The sequence below is a fragment of the Pararhizobium gei genome (assembly GCF_029223885.1).
Classification (GTDB): domain Bacteria; phylum Pseudomonadota; class Alphaproteobacteria; order Rhizobiales; family Rhizobiaceae; genus Pararhizobium; species Pararhizobium gei.
The window spans coordinates 1,306,154-1,322,456 of sequence record NZ_CP119409.1; the positions used below are offsets into that span (position 1 = coordinate 1,306,154).

Sequence of the window (16,303 nt, forward strand, 5' to 3'; positions counted from 1 at the left end):
TCCGGCCTTTGTGTGACCAGACTTGTGGTCTATGACCATGACAGGAAGCAAGAAGGAGGGCGCCCCGTGACGGACAACCGGAATGATGGTCTGGAAGACCGGCTGAAACGCCTGGGTTCGGAACTGTCCGATATGCGCAAGGAAGACCCGCGATACGCGGCGGACGAGGCGCGGGCGGCGGAGAACCGGAAGGGCTATCGGGTTGCCGTGAAGCTCTCGAGCGAGTTCGTGGCAGCGATCATCGTCGGTGCACTTCTGGGCTATCTTTTGGACCATTTTGCAGGTACAGGCCCGTGGGGAATGATCGTGCTTCTCCTGCTCGGCTTCTGTGCCGGTGTGCTGAACGTCCTGCGTTCGGCGGGCATGGTGGCGGCGCCCCATCCGGCGGATCGCGTTGGCCGGACCGGCAACGACAAGAATGATGCTGCCTGAGGGCGCGTCGCAGACATAAATATCCGCCTCTCCAGGCGGCTTGAAACGAGAGAGAGCAGCTGTGGCAGGCGACAAGGTAGATCCGGTACACCAGTTTGTGGTCAACAAGATCGTCTCGATCGAAATTGGCGGAATTGATTTCTCCTTTACCAACGCTTCGCTGTTCATGATGGCGACAATGGCCGTCGCCGCCGGCTTCCTCTACTTCACGACGTCGACGCGCAGCCTGGTTCCAGGCCGCATGCAGTCCGTATCTGAAATCTCCTATGAATTCATCGCCTCGATGTTGCGCGAAGGCGCCGGCTCCCACGGCATGAAATTCTTCCCGATGGTATTCTCGCTGTTCATGTTCATCCTGACGGCGAACATGCTCGGCATGGTTCCCTACTTCTTTACAGTGACCAGTCAGCTCGTTGTCACCTTCGCTCTCGCGTTGTTCGTGATCGGCACGGTCCTCGTTTACGGTTTTTACAAGCACGGCCTTGGCTTCCTCAATGTGTTCGTGCCCTCTGGCGTACCCGGCATCCTTCTGCCGCTCGTTGTTGCTATCGAAGTGATCTCCTTCCTGTCCCGCCCGATCAGTCTTTCGGTTCGTCTCTTTGCGAACATGCTGGCCGGCCACATCACGCTGAAAGTGTTCGCAGGCTTCGTTGCCTCGCTTGGAACCATGGGCGCGCTGGGGATCGGGGGAGCCATCCTTCCGCTGATCATGACCGTTGCCCTGACGGGCCTCGAATTCCTCGTCGCCTTCCTCCAGGCCTATGTCTTTGCGGTGCTCACATGCATGTACCTCAACGACGCAGTGCATCCCGGTGGTCACTGAGGAATAAAGTCGTGGGCCTTCCCGGTCTTGGCCGGTAAAGGCGCAAATACAGCCGCAACAACCATTTCAAGGAGATTATCATGGAAGCGGAAGCAGCAAAGTACATCGGCGCAGGTCTCGCTTGCCTCGGCATGGCCGGCACGGCTCTCGGTCTCGGCAACATCTTCGGCAGCTACCTGTCGGGCGCGCTGCGCAATCCTTCGGCAGCCGACAGCCAGTTCGGTCGCCTCGTATTCGGCTTCGCCGTTACGGAAGCTCTGGGCATCTTCTCGCTGCTCGTAGCTCTTCTGCTCCTTTTCGCCGTCTAAGACCGGCTTGAAGGCAGGGCCGCGACATCAAGCCGCGGCCCTAATCTTTCCTGAGTGCACCTGGAGGTGAGCATGTTCGTGACTTCGGCATACGCCCAGTCAACCACCACCGAAGGCGCAGAGACCCACGACGCCGCTGCCGGCGAGGTCCACACCGAAACCGGTGTAGCCAACGAAGGCGGACATGGCTCGGGAGTGTTCCCGCCCTTCGATACTTCGACATTCGCATCGCAGCTTTTGTGGCTGGCGATCAGCTTCGGCCTTTTCTATTACTTGATGTCGAAGATCGTGATGCCGCGTATCGACAGCATTCTTGAGACACGCCGTGGAACGATTTCCCGCGATCTCGACGCTGCAGCCAAGTCCAAGGCAGAGGCGGATGCTGCCATTGCAGCCTATGAACAGGAACTGGCCGCCGCCCGGGCAAAGGGCAACGCGATCGCCTCCGAGGCGCGCGAAGCCGCCAGGGCCAAGGCTGCAATCGAGCGCACCGCGGTCGAAACCAGCCTGAACGAAAAGATTTCCGCCGCCGAGGCGCGCATTGCCGAGGTCAAGAAGACGGCAATGGCCGATGTCGGCTCCATTGCCGAAGAGACGGCCAGCCTCCTCGTCGAAAAGCTGATCGGCGGCACGGCAACGCAATCCGAGATCGCAGCCGCGGTCCAGGCATCAGTGAAGTAAGGAGCGCATCATGGATCTCACTTCACTGGCTACATTCTGGGCGTTCGTCGGTCTGGTGCTTTTTCTGGCACTGATCGTCTACCTCAAGGTTCCCGGCATGCTCGCCAAATCGCTCGACGAGCGGGCAGCGCGCATCACCAATGAACTGGCCGAAGCCAAACGCCTGCGTGCCGAAGCGCAAGCCCTGCTTGTCGAATATCAGGGCAAGCGCAAGGAAGCAGAAGCCGAGGCCGCCAATATCGTTGCAGCAGCCGAGCGCGAAGCGCAGGCCCTGACCGAGGAAGCCAGGCAGAAGACCGACGAATTCGTCGCTCGCCGCACGGCGCTTTCGGAACAGAAGATTAAGCAGGCCGAGACAGACGCTATTAATTCGGTCCGCGCGACCGCTGTCGATATCGCGGTTGCCGCCGCCGAGCGCGTCATCGCCGACAAATCGGATGCCTCCACCCAAGCGGCCCTGTTTGCCAAGGCAATCACCGAAGTCAAAACCCGTCTGAACTGACTGGCTGTTTTGCTTCGCTCAAAACAAGGAAAGGCTGGCTCGCGCCAGCCTTTTTCGTATGGACTGACAGCACGCTGCCTTTCGATGAAACCAGCATGGTTCATCGCGTCATGAATGGACATTCGGAGTCGGAGTTCCGCTGGGCTACGCCAACCCACGCTCTGCTGGACAGTCTGGAATTCAAACCGCAGCCTCTCAGGAATCTGATCTGCATCCAGAATGCCGGGATCGTGTACCTCGTGCACCGCGAGGCATCATAGGCAGCTTCAGTTGTTGTTTGCTGCCGAAGGCGCGATTGTCAGGCATGCCTGTTCGAATTCCCGCATCGTTTCCGGCGTGTTGTCTTCGGGCAGCACGGCATCGGCTGCCATGTCTGTCGCATCATCTCCGTGCTGCCCGTCATAGACATAGGACTGGATATAATAGGCAAGCTCGCCCTTCCAGACCTTGCGGCCATCAATATCCTTGCAGGTATAGGCCGTCTGAAGGTCGAGCTGTATCGCATCCGCCATCGGTTCGGACGCGGATGCGTCCGATATAATTGTGGCAGCCATGAAAATCAGACCAAGGAGCATGTACCGATCCTTTCAGGAGAATCGTGGGCGTATCGAGTGTCAGCATCTATAACGCTTCCATTGTACGGATTGTTACCGCAGGCACGCCCGCTCGAAGAAAAATACGTGCTGTGTCTTCACGGTTGGCCCCTGACGAATTGTCGCGTCAGGCAGGCTCACCTTCGTCCAGGCAGTCCACGTCATCCCGCCGCAGTGGCCGGAAGCTCATACGGTGCAAAGGGCAGGGGCCGTGACGGTCGATTGCGCTGCGATGGCGCGCGGTCGCATAGCCGGCATGCGCAGCAAAGCCGTAAGCCGGGAAAACAGGGTCGGCGCGGGTCATCATCCGGTCGCGCGCAACCTTTGCCACAATCGATGCGGCAGCGATTGAGAAGGACCGGGCATCGCCTTTGATCACCGCCCTGCCGCGGCAGGCAAGTCCTGGCGGAATGTCGCGGCCATCTGCGAGAACCAGCGCCGGAGCGAGCGCAAGGCCGGCAACGGCACGGCGCATAGCATCCAGGCTCGCCTTGCGGATGTCGGTTCCGTCGATCCGGCCAGCCGCCGACGACGCGATCGACACGATTGCTGAACCCAGGATCAGATCAAACAGTTCTTCCCGCCGGACAACCGACAATTGCTTGCTGTCGTTCAGACCCATCGGAATATTATCAGGATCGAGAATAACGGCAGCAGCCACGACCGGCCCGGCAAGCGGGCCGCGTCCGGCCTCATCGGTGCCTGCCACCGGCCAGAGGCCCTCGCGCCGCGCACCGGTCTCGAAGCTGAAATCGGGGCCTTCGACGGTCTCGAAAAGAAAGGGGGAATCGGGCTGTGCGCTTCGGGTCATGCGGCAGACCTTGCACATAAGCCCGATTCCCTGCAAGCCCTCCGGCAGTGAGGCGGCTGCGGGAGGAACACCGATCCGGCTTCCGGGCGGAAAGCCGATCGATATAGCGTCGCCCCTCAAGGGAACGGATGTCTGCAAGCCGTCACAACAGCGAAAGCTGAACGCCAACCCCAAGCGGCGGAACGAAGAGATCGCAATTCAACGGCGATCGCGATAGATTGAGGTCCAGCCGCTTCGCGGCAAGCTCGAAGCGCCGGCCGATCTGCCAGGCATAGGGGCCACCGCCTTTCATGCGCTTGCCAAACTCGGCGTCGTAATCCTTTCCGCCCCGCATGGAGCGCACCAAGGACATGACGTGCCGGTACCGATCGGGATAGTTCCGCAGCAGCCAGTCGCGAAACAGTGGGCTCACCTCCAGCGGCAGGCGCAAAAGCACGTAGCTTGTCTGCGTCGCACCTGCCGTCTTGCCGGAATCCAGCACCCGCTCGATCTCGTGGTCGTTCAAGGCCGGGATGACCGGTGCCATCATGATCGTCGCCGGAATGCCGGCATCCGACAGCGCCTTGATGGCCTCCAGCCGCTTCGTGGGCGTCGATGCCCGAGGCTCCATTAACCGCGCCAGCTTGCCGTCCAGCGTCGTTACTGACAGGCCGACTTTGGCGAGGCCTTTTTCAGCCATGGGTGCGAGAATGTCGATATCGCGCATCACCATCGCAGACTTGGTGACGATCATCACCGGGTGGTTGCAGGCTTTCAGCACCTCGAGGACCTGCCGCATGATGCGCCATTCCTTTTCGATCGGCTGATAGGGATCGGTATTGGTGCCGATCGCAATCGGACGCACCTTGTATCCCGGTTTGGCAAGCTCGCGCTCCAGGAGTTTTGCCGCATCCGGCTTCGCATAGAGCTTGGTCTCGAAATCCAGGCCCGGCGAAAGGCCCATGAAGGCGTGGGTCGGCCGGGCAAAGCAGTAGATGCAGCCATGTTCGCATCCGCGATAGGGATTGACCGAGCGGTCGAACGGAATATCGGGGGAATCATTGCGGCTGATGATCGTCCTGGGTTTTTCGATTTGCGTCTCGGTCTTCAAAGCCGGTAATTCGCCCAGCGAGTCCCAGCCGTCGTCTTCAAGTACGCGCGATGTCGGCTCGTAACGCCCGGACGTGTTCAGAGCGGCAGCGCGTCCCCGCCTGCGGTCGATCTCGATCCGCAGTCCCGAACCGGCAACCATCGCTTCGGCCATATCTGCCGTGTTGGCGGGCGCCAAAGCACCCTGCCTGATATGAGACAGCTCGTTCATGGGTTCTCCGGGATCAGCGACTGGACGCCGATCCATTGTCCTCTGCCATGTTTTCTAGCGCGGAAAGTGGAACATTGCAAGAACAAACTGCTTTGCTCGCTGTCACGGGTGCCGCGGCAGCTTCGTGATTCATGATGAATCGAAAGTTAACCGTCAGAAGGCGCGCATTTATGGAAATTCATGCCGCGATGCGGTATGGACGGCAATGCTTACAGTCATCATGGAAACGCACGATAACGAAGCGGAACTGGTACAGACGTTGTCGGCGCTCGTTTCGGGCGCCGTGGACGGCCTGGTGAGCGATGTCATTATTCTCGATCATGGTTCCTGCGACGGCTGCAGCCAGGTTGCGGATGCGGCCGGCGCACGCTTCTGCACAAGCTGGGACCTTGGGGAGATCCTTCGCTCCGCCAGAGGCGAGTGGATGCTTCTGCTGGAAACCGGAGCGCGACCGTGCGGCCGTTGGATCGACGACATTGCCGACTATATGTCTTCGGGCAGAACAGCCGCCCGCTTTTCGCCGTCGCGGCTGCATCGCCGTCCTTTTCTGAAACGATTGACGGCGCGTCGGGCGCCGCTTGAACTCGGCTATCTCCTGCCGAAGGTCGAGGCAGTAGCTCGTGCCCGTGCGGGTATGCGGCTCAATGACCTCGTGGCGATACAGGGTGTGCGGCGGCTGTCGAGCGAGCTGGTGCCGGCCTGGGTCGCTTTGGGTCATCGAGCGACTGACGACCGCTGACAAAATCATCGGTCCGGGCAACGAAAAGGGCAGGTTCTTGCGAACCTGCCCGACCGTGATGAAATCAGTTCTTTGAAAATCAACCGATAAAAATGCCTTGCCGCGCGAATGAACGCGTCGTCGTATACTTGCCGGCGTTCCGGAGCAAACTTTGGAAAATATCCGTCCGCCCGAAACGATCCCGTGAGCCCAACCCTGTCCCCGTTGCCGATGACAATGGTTCTACAGGTGTCGTCTCACCCACGCTGTTACGGATGGAACAGGAGAAATATTCGGGCGACGGCCTATCTGCGCTTCAGATGTTCGTCGAGCCGCGGCATGATCTCGATGAAGTTGCAGGGCATGTGCCGGTAGTCGAGCTGCTGCTTGAGAATTCCGTCCCAGGCGTCGCAGCAGGCGCCGGGCGATCCCGGCAGGACGAAAATGAAGGTTGAATTGGCGAGGCCGGCGGTTGCGCGGGACTGGATGGTGGAGGTGCCGATCTTGTCGTAGGAAATGCGGTGAAATACCGCGGAAAACCCGTCCATCCGTTTTTCGAACAGCGGCTCCACAGCCTCCGGCGTCACGTCCCGCCCTGTAAAGCCCGTGCCGCCTGTGGTGATCACCACGTCGATCGCCGCGTCCAGCGTCCAGGCCCGCACCTGCGCTGCAATCTGCGCAATATCGTCCGGCACGATGGCGCGTGCGGCGAGCCGATGCCCGGCCTCGTCGATACGGGCTGTGAGTGTGTCGCCGGACCGGTCATCCGCCAGCGTTCGGGTATCGGACACGGTGAGAACGGCGATGCTGACCGGAATGAAGGGGCGCGTTTCATCCATGCCGGCCATCGCCGTACTCCTCTCCGCCTATGCTGGTGCAGGCCAGAACATACCAGTTCGGATGTTGCGATGAAAGGTTTGCCGCTGCCCTGTCTCTTTCGGTGATCGTATCGAAAAGACCGAAGCATGTCGCCCCCGATCCCGACATCCGCACGAACAATGCATCTTCTTTCGCCAGCGCGGCAGATACCGCCCCGATCTCGGGCTCAATGCTGCGGGCCGGCGGCTCCAGATCGTTGCGCGTGCTCCTCAGATAATCGATCCAGTCGCGGTGCAATAGGGTCGGCGCGTGAGGCGGCTTCCGCCCCTCTGTCATTTCGGGACATCTCCCCCCTTGAGGGGGAGATTGTTCATTTTCCTTGCGGATTTCGAGGCCGCTGGCAATCTCCCCCCTTGAGGGGGAGATGTCGGCGTCGCCGACAGAGGGGGGGACGTCGCCACGGTTTCGAGGACCATGGACAGCATGATCCGGAAACCTTGCCGCGCCTGCCATGAGCAACGGAGGATTGGTTTTGTTCGTCAGCAACCGGAAAATCGTCGGCGTCGAAACGCATTTCAGCGGATTGACGATAAGCACCGGAAAGGCCGGCAATCCTGCGACGGGCACGATCTCGTCGCCGATGCCTTTGGCGATCAGTGGCCGGCCGTCGAGACACATCGGCACGTCGGCGCCCAGTTTCAGGGCAATCCTGTGCAGTGTCTCATGGTCGATGGAGGCGTCCCACAGCCGCAGAAGTCCTCGCAGCGTTGTCGCAGCGTCCGCCGAGCCGCCGCCAATGCCCGAGGCGATTGGCAGGTTCTTTTCAAGGCGGAGATGAACCGGCTCTGTCTTGATGCCCTGATCGGCCAGATAGACCCGCAAGAGGTCGCGCGCCTTCAACACCAGATTTCCGGAAGCGCCGTCTCCTTTTAGCGGGAGATGGTCGGCAAATGCACCGGAAACGGTAAATCGGTCGATATCCGACACGGAAAGGCCGATGCGGTCTCCGGCATCGGCAAATGTCACCAGGCTTTCCAGCAGATGGTAGCCATCCGTTCGTTGCCCCACCACATGCAGGGCAAGATTGATTTTGGCTGGCGCAAGGCGCGTCAGCGTAAAGCCCGGAATGCCGCCGTCACCGGTCATGGAAGCGGCGGGATCAGGATTTCTTGCCTGTTGCCGCCGGATCAGCCTTTTTCGGCAGGGTCTCGGCAGCAGCCGGCACCTTTGCCTCGACGGGCGGCAGGCCATTTTCGATCTTGTCCTTGATCTTCGGAATATCCGCCTCCTCCGGCTTCAGCGCCAGCGTCTGGTTCCACTGAAATACCGCTTCCAGCTTGCGCCCCACGCGCCAGTAGGCGTCGCCCAGATGGTCGTTGATCGTCGGGTCGCCGGCCATCAACTCGGCAGCGCGTTCCAGTTCAACCACGGCGTCATCGAAGCGGTTCAGCCGGAAATAGGCCCAGCCGAGAGAATCGACAATGTAGCCGTCGTCCGGCTTCAGCTCGACCGCCCTCTTGATCATGTCGAGGCCTTCCTCGAGATTGATGTTCATATCGACCCAGGAATAGCCAAGATAGTTGAGAACCTGTGGCTGCTCGGGATTCAGTTCCAAGGCTTTTTTGAAGCTCGGCTCGGCCTTGTCCCAGATCTTCTGGCGTTCGTAGGCGATGCCACGCTGGAAGAAGATCGTCCAGTCGCCGCGCTGCGGAACAGGGCCGATCGCCTCCACGGCGCGGTCGTAGGTAATGCCCATTTCCTTGTAGTCCTTGGCGTCCGAGAGCACGCTGCCATAGGCCAGATAGCTGCGCATGTCCTTGGGATCGAGGTCGATCAATTCCTTCAGATGCTTCTTGGCTTCCTCCACCTTGCCGACGGAGGCAAGGCTGAGGCCAAGCTGCATTTCGGACAGGCGGCGCATTGGCGAATTCTCAGGCACGCTCTGGTAGAGCGCGATCGCCCGTTCCGGCTTCTTGCGGCTTTCGGCAATGCCGCCCAGCATCACGAGAATATCGGCGCTTTCCGGATCAAGAGCCCGCGCCGTCTGGAGGTAGAGCGTAACGATGTCCTCTGCACCCTCGCGATTGAGTGCTGCCCCGATCGAAAACAACACGGCCGACGCGCCCTGTGCAGCACTTCGCACCTGCTGTTCCTGCGGCTTGCCCTCTTCGATGCTCGTGCGCAGTGCCTTCAGCGGCGCATAATTGCTGACAAGCCGCTCGCCGACCGAAAGCGCGTCGAGCGCCTTACGCTTGTTGCCGTCAAGGGCTTCGAGCCGCGCAAGCGCGATGACCGCGCGCATGAAGGTGTCCGGGGCCGCGGCTCCGCCCTCCCGATCGACGACGGCATCGTTCAGCTTCGAGCGCGCCGTTGCCTTGTCGCCCGCAGCAAGCGCGATAGCGCCCTGGTTGTAGGATTTGAAGATCCTGAACCACTCCGGACCTTCCATTGCATTGATTTCGGCAATCGCTTCCTTCGGCTTGCCGTCGCCCGCCTTAGCCCAGCCGAGCAAAAGCCCGTTCATCAAACGGTCGAGGTCGTTCGGGCCTTCATATTTCAGGATTTTCTGGGCATTGCGGTATTCACGCTTGCGAATGGCTTCGACGGCCCGGACGATCGTCGTGATACGCTCGACCGACGAATCCTCCTTCAGATCCTGAGCCAACGCCACGCCTTCCTCGAACTCGCCGTTCATCAGAAGCGTAATCATCAGGCGCTGCTTGACATCGACATTGTCGGGATCGAATTCGAGTGCCACCCTGTACAGCCTGGTCGCCGTCTCGAGATCGTTGTCAACATCGGCCGTGCGGGCAGCGAGAAACGCGCCGGAAAAGCTGTTGACCAGGTTCGTGTCGAAAGGCTTTGTCTCCGCAACGGTCGGCGCCTTGTCTTCGGCAAGGCTTTGCGGTGCGGCCGACAGGGATGCTACTGCCAGGAACGCTGCACCGCTGAGCAGGCGAAGAAGGTATTTTTGCCGCATGACAAGCCTTTCGTGACGGGCCGCACCCCTTGGCGCCGGCGCCGGATTCGCAGGGAATCAGTTCATAATCCTTAGCGCATAACCTGCGTCACCGGAATCGGTTGACGCGAAGCTCATACGCAAAACACAATCTGTCGTCCGGCAGCCCAGGACCGCCCTGTCTGCATGACGCCACAGAATGGCTTTTTTGGCGCAATGCGGCAATAAAATCCTGTCGGTCAGCTGACGCGATCGATGCAAAAGTCGATCACTTCCAGGAGAGCGGCCTTCCAGGGCGATTGCGGCAGCGGCGCCAGCGCGTCGCGGGCGATCGTGCCATAGTGCTGGGCGCGCGCGATCGTATCCGTCAGCCCGCCATAGCGATTGATGAGACCAAGCGCCTTTTCCAGATTTTGGTCGTCGCTTTTGCCGCCTTCGATGGCCTCGCGCCAGAAGCCGCGGTCCTCGGCCGTGCCACGGCGATAGGAGAGGATGACCGGCAAGGTAATCTTGCCTTCGCGAAAATCATCTCCGACATTTTTGCCGAGATCGGCGGCCTTGCCGCCATAGTCCAGCACGTCGTCCACCAGCTGGAAGGCAAGGCCGAGATTCATGCCGTAGGATTTCAGCGCGTTGCGGTTCGCCTTGTCGGTCCTGGCGACAATCGGGCCGACTTCGGCGGCCGCGGCAAACAGCGCCGCCGTCTTGGCGCGAATGACCGAGAGATAATCGTCCTCCGTGGTTTCCATGTTCTTGGCGACGGAAAGCTGCAGCACTTCGCCCTCGGCGATCACCGATGCCGCGGTTGACAGGACATCCAGCGCATCCAGCGATCCGACATCGACCATCATCCTGAAGGCCTGGCCCAGCAGGAAATCGCCGACGAGCACGCTAGCCTGATTGCCCCAGATCATCCGCGCCGTCGATTTGCCGCGCCTCAGATCGCTCTCGTCCACGACGTCGTCGTGCAGGAGCGTCGCCGTGTGCATGAACTCGACCGAGGTCGCAAGCTTCACATGCGCATCGCCGGTGAAGCCGAACATCGCGGCCGATGCGAGCGTCAGCATCGGCCGCAGCCGCTTGCCGCCGGACGAAATCAGGTGGTTTGCCACTTCGGGAATCATCTGGACGTCCGAACCAGCCTTGGACAGGATCAACTGGTTGACACGTTCCATGTCCGCCCTGGTCAGATCGACGAGAGGCTTGACGGAAGCCTGTTTGTTTTTGCTGTCTTCCAGCGGTATTACTACGCCCAACACAAGGGACTCCTGTTCAAATTCCGCTTCGGACAATAGAAAGAGGGACTTGTGGCGGCAAGAGGCGAATTGTCCCGCTTGCCCGATTAAGGCAGGAAAACGATACCGAATGAAGGAATTGATCCGCACCAACGACGCCGTTCTCATCTCCTTTGCGGAAAGTCTGATGAAGGAAGCCGGTATCGGCTGTTTCATCGCCGATCAGGGCATGAGCATCCTCGAAGGCTCTCTCGGCCTCCTGCCACGCCGTTTCATGGTGGCGGATGATGAGGCGGACGAGGCGCGGCAGATCCTCGTGGATGCCGGGCTGGGCGCGGAATTGCGGGAGGTTTGACGGCTGATGCATCGATCGTGGCTGGCTTACCCCGAACGCGGAATTTCCCCCTCATGACGACGGAAACCATCGACAGCTTCCATCGCGGCCAATTCCATGTGATCCAGCCGCTGGGGCAGGGCCATCGGTCCGGCATGGACGCCATGCTGCTCGCTTCGCTTGTTGCGGCCGACCGGCCTTGCCGGATAGCCGATCTCGGCGCCGGTGCCGGTGCTGCCGGCATGGCTGTTGCCTCGCGGCTTGAGGGCGCGGAGGTGGTTCTCGTCGAGCGCTCGCCGCTGATGGCCGAATTCGCCCGCCAGAGCCTCGCGCTGACGCAAAACGAACGTTTCGCAGCCCGCCTCAGCGTGCTGGAAGCTGACGTGGCGCTGACGGGCGCGCAGCGCCGGGCGGCTGGCCTTGCCGACGATCATTTCGATCATGTCATCATGAATCCGCCTTTCAACGATGCCTCGGATCGCACGACGCCCGACGCGCTGAAGGCCGAGGCGCATGCCATGACGGAGGATCTGTTCGAGGTGTGGATCCGCACCGCAGGCGCAATCGTGAAGCCCGGCGGGCAATTGTCGCTCATTGCCCGGCCCGAGTCCATCGCCCGGATCGTCGGTGCCTGCGGCCGTCGCTTCGGCGGCATCGAGATCACGTCGCTGCACCCGCGGGCCGGTGAAAATGCGGTGCGCATCCTCGTCACCGCCATCAAGCAAAGCCGGGCGCGGCTGGCGTTTCGCGCGCCTCTGATCATGCACCGCGACGGCACGCACAAGTTCACCGATTCCGTCGACGACCTCAACAACGGCCGCACAACCTATCGCCGTTGCCGCTGATTTTCGCTCCGCGCCATTGCGTTTGGTTCGCCGATACATACATGCCATCTCGATAAGCCGATAAATACCAAGGAAAATCAGATGGCCGGATGGTTCATGAAGCTGCTGCCGAAGCGCTTTCGCAGGCAAGGGGTGGTGATCCCCGTCGTACGGCTGCACGGCACGATTATGGCTGGCGGTAGCCAGTTCCGCCCGCCGCTCAACATCGCCTCGGTCGCGCCGGTGCTTGAAAAAGCATTTTCCATCAAGGACGCGCCGGCCGTGGCAATCTCCATCAATTCGCCGGGCGGCTCGCCGGTGCAGTCGCGCCTGATCTTTCAGCGCATCCGCGATCTCGCCGAAGAAAAGAAGAAGCGCGTGATTATTTTCGTCGAGGATGTCGCAGCGTCCGGCGGTTACATGATCGCGCTGGCGGGTGACGAGATCATCGCTGACCCGACCTCCATCGTCGGCTCGATCGGCGTGGTCTCCGGTGGCTTCGGCTTCCCCGAGCTTTTGAAGAAGATCGGCGTGGAGCGGCGCGTCTATACGGCCGGGTCCAACAAGGTAATTCTCGACCCGTTCCAACCGGAGAAAGAGCAGGACGTCGAATATCTGAAAAGCCTGCAGCTCGAAATCCACGACATCTTCATCGCTATGGTCAAGGCGCGTCGCGGTCACCTGCTCGCCGACCATCCGGATATCTTTTCCGGCCTGTTCTGGACCGGCAAACGCGGAAAGGAACTGGGGCTGGTCGATAGTCTCGGCGATATGCGCGGTGAACTGAAGAAGCGCTTTGGCGAAAAGACGCGGCTGCAACTGGTCTCCGGTTCGCGCGGGCTCTTCGGCCGGCGCCAGCCCGGCGCAGCGTTCGCCGGCATCGTCGCCGAACGCTTTGCCGCGTCCACAGTTGCCGGACTTGCGGACGTGGCCGAAGAAAGAGCATTATGGGGTCGCTTCGGCCTTTGAGGCCAAAAGACGGGGAAAGCCATGCCGCAACTCATCCTGCTGCTCATCGTCGCAGCCATTGCCTGGTACGGCTATCGCAAGTTCGTGTCCGAGGCCGAAAAGCTCACCCGCCGCCAACAGGAGGTCCGTCGCCAGAAGGAAACGGGCACCCAGGGCACGCTGATCAAGGATCCGGCAACGGGTGAATACAGGTTAAAGAAGCCCGAATAATTTATGAGTATTTTATAATATTGTAATTAAATCATATATTTGCCGTCTTATTTCTGGTTGTAAATTTATCCTCCGTCTCTAAGTTTGCCGCATCTGACGGAAACGAGGGAGACCTTCATGGCCTATGTGTTTGGTACCAGCCAAAGCGATATCATCGACTATGGCAGCGGTGTAACCGATGGCAATGACAATATTAGCGGATACGGCGAGGATGACGTGATCTTTGGCCGTGACGGCAATGATGTCATCTATGGGGATTTCGAAAGTGACGGCAATGTTTATGGCAATGACACGATTTACGGAGGTGCCGGCAACGACGTGATGTTCGGTGGCAACGGCATAGACACGCTCTATGGCGAGGCCGGCGACGATGCCTTCGGCATGCGCAACAATGGTTTCATCGATGATGTTTCCGGTGGCAGCGGCATCGACTCGATTTCATTTTTCGCCTTTGACAACGGCGTAAACATCGATCTGAGCAAGCAAAGCTATTTCATCCTCGGCGGCACAGAAGGAACCCGGACTGTTTCCGGCGTCGAGAATGTGTCTGGAACGGATGAAAATGACCGTATCGTCGGTGATGCCGGTGACAATGTTCTGAAAGGGATGATCGGCGACGACAAGCTGTATGGCGGTGCTGGAAATGATATTCTCGAGGGCAGCAGCGGCCGTGATTTCGTCTCCGGCGGTTCCGGGAACGACATTCTCAGAATAACGGGTGGCGGTGCGGCGATGGATGACGTCTCTGGCGGTTCCGGCATCGACACTCTCGATTTCTCCGCTTTGTTCGCGCTTGGCGCTTCCGTCGACATGGAAGCGAAGACCTACAATACGCCTTCATTGGCAGGCTCGCAGGAGCGGACGTTTGACAGCATCGAGAGGGTCGTGGGTTCGGCGTTGGACGACGTGATTCGCGGCGACGGTGCTAACAACGATATTCGTGGCAATGCCGATAACGATCAGTTGTGGGGCAGGTCCGGCAACGACTCCTTGAAGGGCGACGAGGGCAACGACACGCTCAACGGCGGCACCGGCGCCGACAGGCTTCTGGGCGGCAGCGGGAGTGATACCGCATCCTATGCCGAGGCATCCTCCGGCGTCAGGGCAAATCTGTCCAGTCCTTCCGGCAATCTCGCCGATGCCAAGGGCGACACCTATTCCAGCATTGAGAACCTGACCGGATCTTCCCACGCCGACACGCTGAGCGGCAATGCGTTAGCAAACATAATTTCGGGCGGCGATGGCGCGGACCGCCTCATCGGGGGCGGCGGCAATGACAGGATTTCCGGTGATGCCGGAAATGACGTGATCTACGGCGGGTCTGGGGTCGACACGCTCAGTGGCGGCGCGGGCAGCGACAGGTTCCAGTTTGACGCGACACCGGGCCGCGATATCATCACCGATTTCGAGAAGGGGGATGACAGAATGGATCTGTCGGTCATCGACGCATCGACGGCATCCGGCAACAACGCGTTCAGTTTCATCGGAACCAGGGCGTTCAGTGGCACGGCCGGTGAATTGCGCTATCTGCAGAAGGATGGCGATACCTACGTTCTCGCCGATACGAATGGCGACGGAGCCAGCGATTTCACGCTTGGGCTGAACGGGTCGATGCCCTTGTCCGTCAGCGATTTCATCCTGTAGGAACGTCCTGCTCGGGGAATGGGCGGCCTGCTTGTATAGGCCGCCCCTTGACCCCTTCCGTGCGCCATGGCACCAGACAGCCAGCCAATTCAACCTGGACCATTGCCATGACGACCGCCGCCCTGCCGGATCATATGAACCCGAAGCGTTCCTTCCAGGCGCTGATCCTGACCCTGCATGCCTATTGGGCGGACAAGGGCTGCGCGGTGCTGCAGCCCTACGACATGGAAGTCGGTGCCGGCACTTTCCATCCGGCAACGACCCTTCGGGCGCTTGGGCCGAAACCCTGGCGGGCCGCCTATGTCCAGCCGTCGCGCCGCCCAACGGACGGGCGTTATGGGGAAAACCCGAACAGGCTGCAGCATTATTATCAGTATCAGGTGATCCTCAAGCCCAATCCATCCAATCTGCAGGAGCTTTACCTTGGCTCGCTGGCGGCCATCGGGCTTGATCCGCTGCTGCACGACATCCGCTTCGTCGAGGACGACTGGGAAAGCCCGACGCTCGGCGCCTGGGGCCTTGGCTGGGAATGCTGGTGCGATGGCATGGAAGTCTCGCAGTTCACCTATTTTCAGCAGGTCTGCGGCATCGAGTGCTCGCCGGTGTCAGGCGAACTGACCTATGGCCTTGAGCGCCTCGCTATGTACGTCCAGGGCGTCGACAACGTCTACGATCTGAACTTCAACGGCCGCGACGGCGACGAGAAGATCAGCTATGGCGATGTCTTCCTGCAGGCCGAGCAGGAATATTCCCGCTATAATTTCGAATACGCCAACACCGCCATGCTGCATCAGCATTTCATCGATGCGGAAAAGGAGTGCCTGGCGCTGCTCGTCGCCGGCGCGCCCGGCGGCGGGGACAGTCAGATCCTGCACAAATGCGTTTTCCCGGCCTATGACCAGTGCATCAAGGCAAGCCATGTCTTCAACCTTCTGGATGCCCGCGGCGTCATTTCGGTGACGGAGCGCCAGAGCTACATCCTGCGCGTCCGCACGCTCGCCAAGGCCTGCGGAGAAGCCTTTTTGTTGACGGACGCGGGCGGTATCAAACTGGCGGACAAGGCGGCCTGACGCTCAGCCGCTTTTCCAACTTGCGTTCGCAAGACGCTACCCTAACACCATGCCCGGACCAACCGGCGTGG

The 16,303-nt window shown here is 60.2% G+C and carries 19 protein-coding genes; 12 read left to right on the forward strand and 7 right to left on the reverse strand.

Annotation, left to right across the window (positions count from 1 at the left end; translation table 11 throughout):
- Positions 1-66 precede the first annotated feature (66 nt).
- The 5 genes from PY308_RS06095 (at position 67) to PY308_RS06115 (ending at position 2,746) form a co-directional block, all read left to right on the forward strand.
- Positions 67-432 (forward strand): AtpZ/AtpI family protein, encoded by a 366-nt coding sequence (locus PY308_RS06095; RefSeq protein ID WP_275789257.1) that lies wholly within the window; start codon positions 67-69, stop codon positions 430-432.
- A gap of 61 nt (positions 433-493) precedes the next feature.
- A complete protein-coding gene (locus PY308_RS06100) occupies positions 494-1,255 on the forward strand; it encodes a F0F1 ATP synthase subunit A (protein ID WP_275789259.1) in 762 nt (253 codons plus the stop codon).
- An 80-nt stretch (positions 1,256-1,335) separates the two neighbouring features.
- Positions 1,336-1,563, forward strand: a complete 228-nt coding sequence (locus PY308_RS06105; RefSeq protein ID WP_056332699.1) for a F0F1 ATP synthase subunit C — start codon at positions 1,336-1,338, stop codon at positions 1,561-1,563.
- 72 nt (positions 1,564-1,635) lie between these two features.
- On the forward strand, positions 1,636-2,244 hold the full coding sequence (locus tag PY308_RS06110) for a F0F1 ATP synthase subunit B (RefSeq protein WP_275789264.1): 609 nt from the start codon (positions 1,636-1,638) through the stop codon (positions 2,242-2,244).
- Positions 2,245-2,254: 10 nt separating this feature from the next.
- Positions 2,255-2,746 (forward strand): F0F1 ATP synthase subunit B, encoded by a 492-nt coding sequence (locus tag PY308_RS06115; RefSeq protein ID WP_275789266.1) that lies wholly within the window; start codon positions 2,255-2,257, stop codon positions 2,744-2,746.
- Positions 2,747-3,012: 266 nt separating this feature from the next.
- On the opposite strand, the gene PY308_RS06120 is transcribed toward PY308_RS06115, so the two are convergent.
- The 3 genes from PY308_RS06120 to PY308_RS06130 form a co-directional block, all read right to left on the reverse strand.
- On the reverse strand, positions 3,013-3,321 hold the full coding sequence (locus PY308_RS06120) for a hypothetical protein (RefSeq protein WP_275789268.1): 309 nt from the start codon (positions 3,319-3,321) through the stop codon (positions 3,013-3,015).
- A 145-nt stretch (positions 3,322-3,466) separates the two neighbouring features.
- Positions 3,467-4,150 (reverse strand): ribonuclease HII, encoded by a 684-nt coding sequence (gene rnhB / locus PY308_RS06125; RefSeq protein WP_275789269.1) that lies wholly within the window; start codon positions 4,148-4,150, stop codon positions 3,467-3,469.
- Between the two features lie 142 nt (positions 4,151-4,292).
- Positions 4,293-5,450, reverse strand: a complete 1,158-nt coding sequence (locus PY308_RS06130; RefSeq protein ID WP_275789271.1) for a PA0069 family radical SAM protein — start codon at positions 5,448-5,450, stop codon at positions 4,293-4,295.
- A 205-nt stretch (positions 5,451-5,655) separates the two neighbouring features.
- On the opposite strand from PY308_RS06130, the gene PY308_RS06135 reads away from it, so the two are divergent.
- Positions 5,656-6,189 carry a glycosyltransferase family protein gene (locus PY308_RS06135; protein ID WP_275789272.1) on the forward strand — a complete coding sequence of 178 codons (534 nt, stop codon included), beginning with the start codon at positions 5,656-5,658 and terminating at the stop codon, positions 6,187-6,189.
- Between the two features lie 284 nt (positions 6,190-6,473).
- Here the strand turns inward: PY308_RS06135 and moaB are convergent, their stop codons facing one another.
- The 4 genes from moaB to PY308_RS06160 form a co-directional block, all read right to left on the reverse strand.
- Entirely contained in the window at positions 6,474-7,016 is a 543-nt protein-coding gene (moaB, locus tag PY308_RS06140) for a molybdenum cofactor biosynthesis protein B (protein WP_275789273.1), read from the reverse strand.
- On the reverse strand, positions 7,000-8,133 hold the full coding sequence (locus PY308_RS23065; RefSeq protein ID WP_434064204.1) for a 4-(cytidine 5'-diphospho)-2-C-methyl-D-erythritol kinase: 1,134 nt from the start codon (positions 8,131-8,133) through the stop codon (positions 7,000-7,002). The genes moaB and PY308_RS23065 overlap by 17 nt, the downstream gene beginning before the upstream one ends.
- A 13-nt stretch (positions 8,134-8,146) precedes the next feature.
- Entirely contained in the window at positions 8,147-9,967 is a 1,821-nt protein-coding gene (locus tag PY308_RS06155) for a tetratricopeptide repeat protein (RefSeq protein ID WP_275789275.1), read from the reverse strand.
- Positions 9,968-10,185: 218 nt separating this feature from the next.
- Complete coding sequence (locus PY308_RS06160) at positions 10,186-11,202, reverse strand: polyprenyl synthetase family protein (protein WP_275791034.1); 1,017 nt, start codon at positions 11,200-11,202, stop codon at positions 10,186-10,188.
- Between the two features lie 109 nt (positions 11,203-11,311).
- On the opposite strand from PY308_RS06160, the gene PY308_RS06165 reads away from it, so the two are divergent.
- The 6 genes from PY308_RS06165 (at position 11,312) to PY308_RS06190 (ending at position 16,232) form a co-directional block, all read left to right on the forward strand.
- Positions 11,312-11,536: a putative signal transducing protein gene (locus tag PY308_RS06165; RefSeq protein WP_275789276.1), complete on the forward strand. Its 225-nt coding sequence runs from the start codon at positions 11,312-11,314 to the stop codon at positions 11,534-11,536.
- 53 nt (positions 11,537-11,589) lie between these two features.
- The gene (locus PY308_RS06170) at positions 11,590-12,360 is read left to right on the forward strand and encodes a tRNA1(Val) (adenine(37)-N6)-methyltransferase (protein ID WP_275789277.1); all 771 of its coding nucleotides are present in this window, start codon (positions 11,590-11,592) and stop codon (positions 12,358-12,360) included.
- A gap of 81 nt (positions 12,361-12,441) precedes the next feature.
- Complete coding sequence (locus tag PY308_RS06175) at positions 12,442-13,308, forward strand: S49 family peptidase (protein ID WP_275789278.1); 867 nt, start codon at positions 12,442-12,444, stop codon at positions 13,306-13,308.
- A gap of 21 nt (positions 13,309-13,329) precedes the next feature.
- Complete coding sequence (locus PY308_RS06180; RefSeq protein ID WP_275789279.1) at positions 13,330-13,518, forward strand: hypothetical protein; 189 nt, start codon at positions 13,330-13,332, stop codon at positions 13,516-13,518.
- A 117-nt stretch (positions 13,519-13,635) separates the two neighbouring features.
- The gene (locus PY308_RS06185) at positions 13,636-15,162 is read left to right on the forward strand and encodes a calcium-binding protein (protein ID WP_275789280.1); all 1,527 of its coding nucleotides are present in this window, start codon (positions 13,636-13,638) and stop codon (positions 15,160-15,162) included.
- A 107-nt stretch (positions 15,163-15,269) separates the two neighbouring features.
- Positions 15,270-16,232, forward strand: a complete 963-nt coding sequence (locus PY308_RS06190) for a glycine--tRNA ligase subunit alpha (RefSeq protein WP_275789281.1) — start codon at positions 15,270-15,272, stop codon at positions 16,230-16,232.
- Positions 16,233-16,303: the final 71 nt, after the last annotated feature.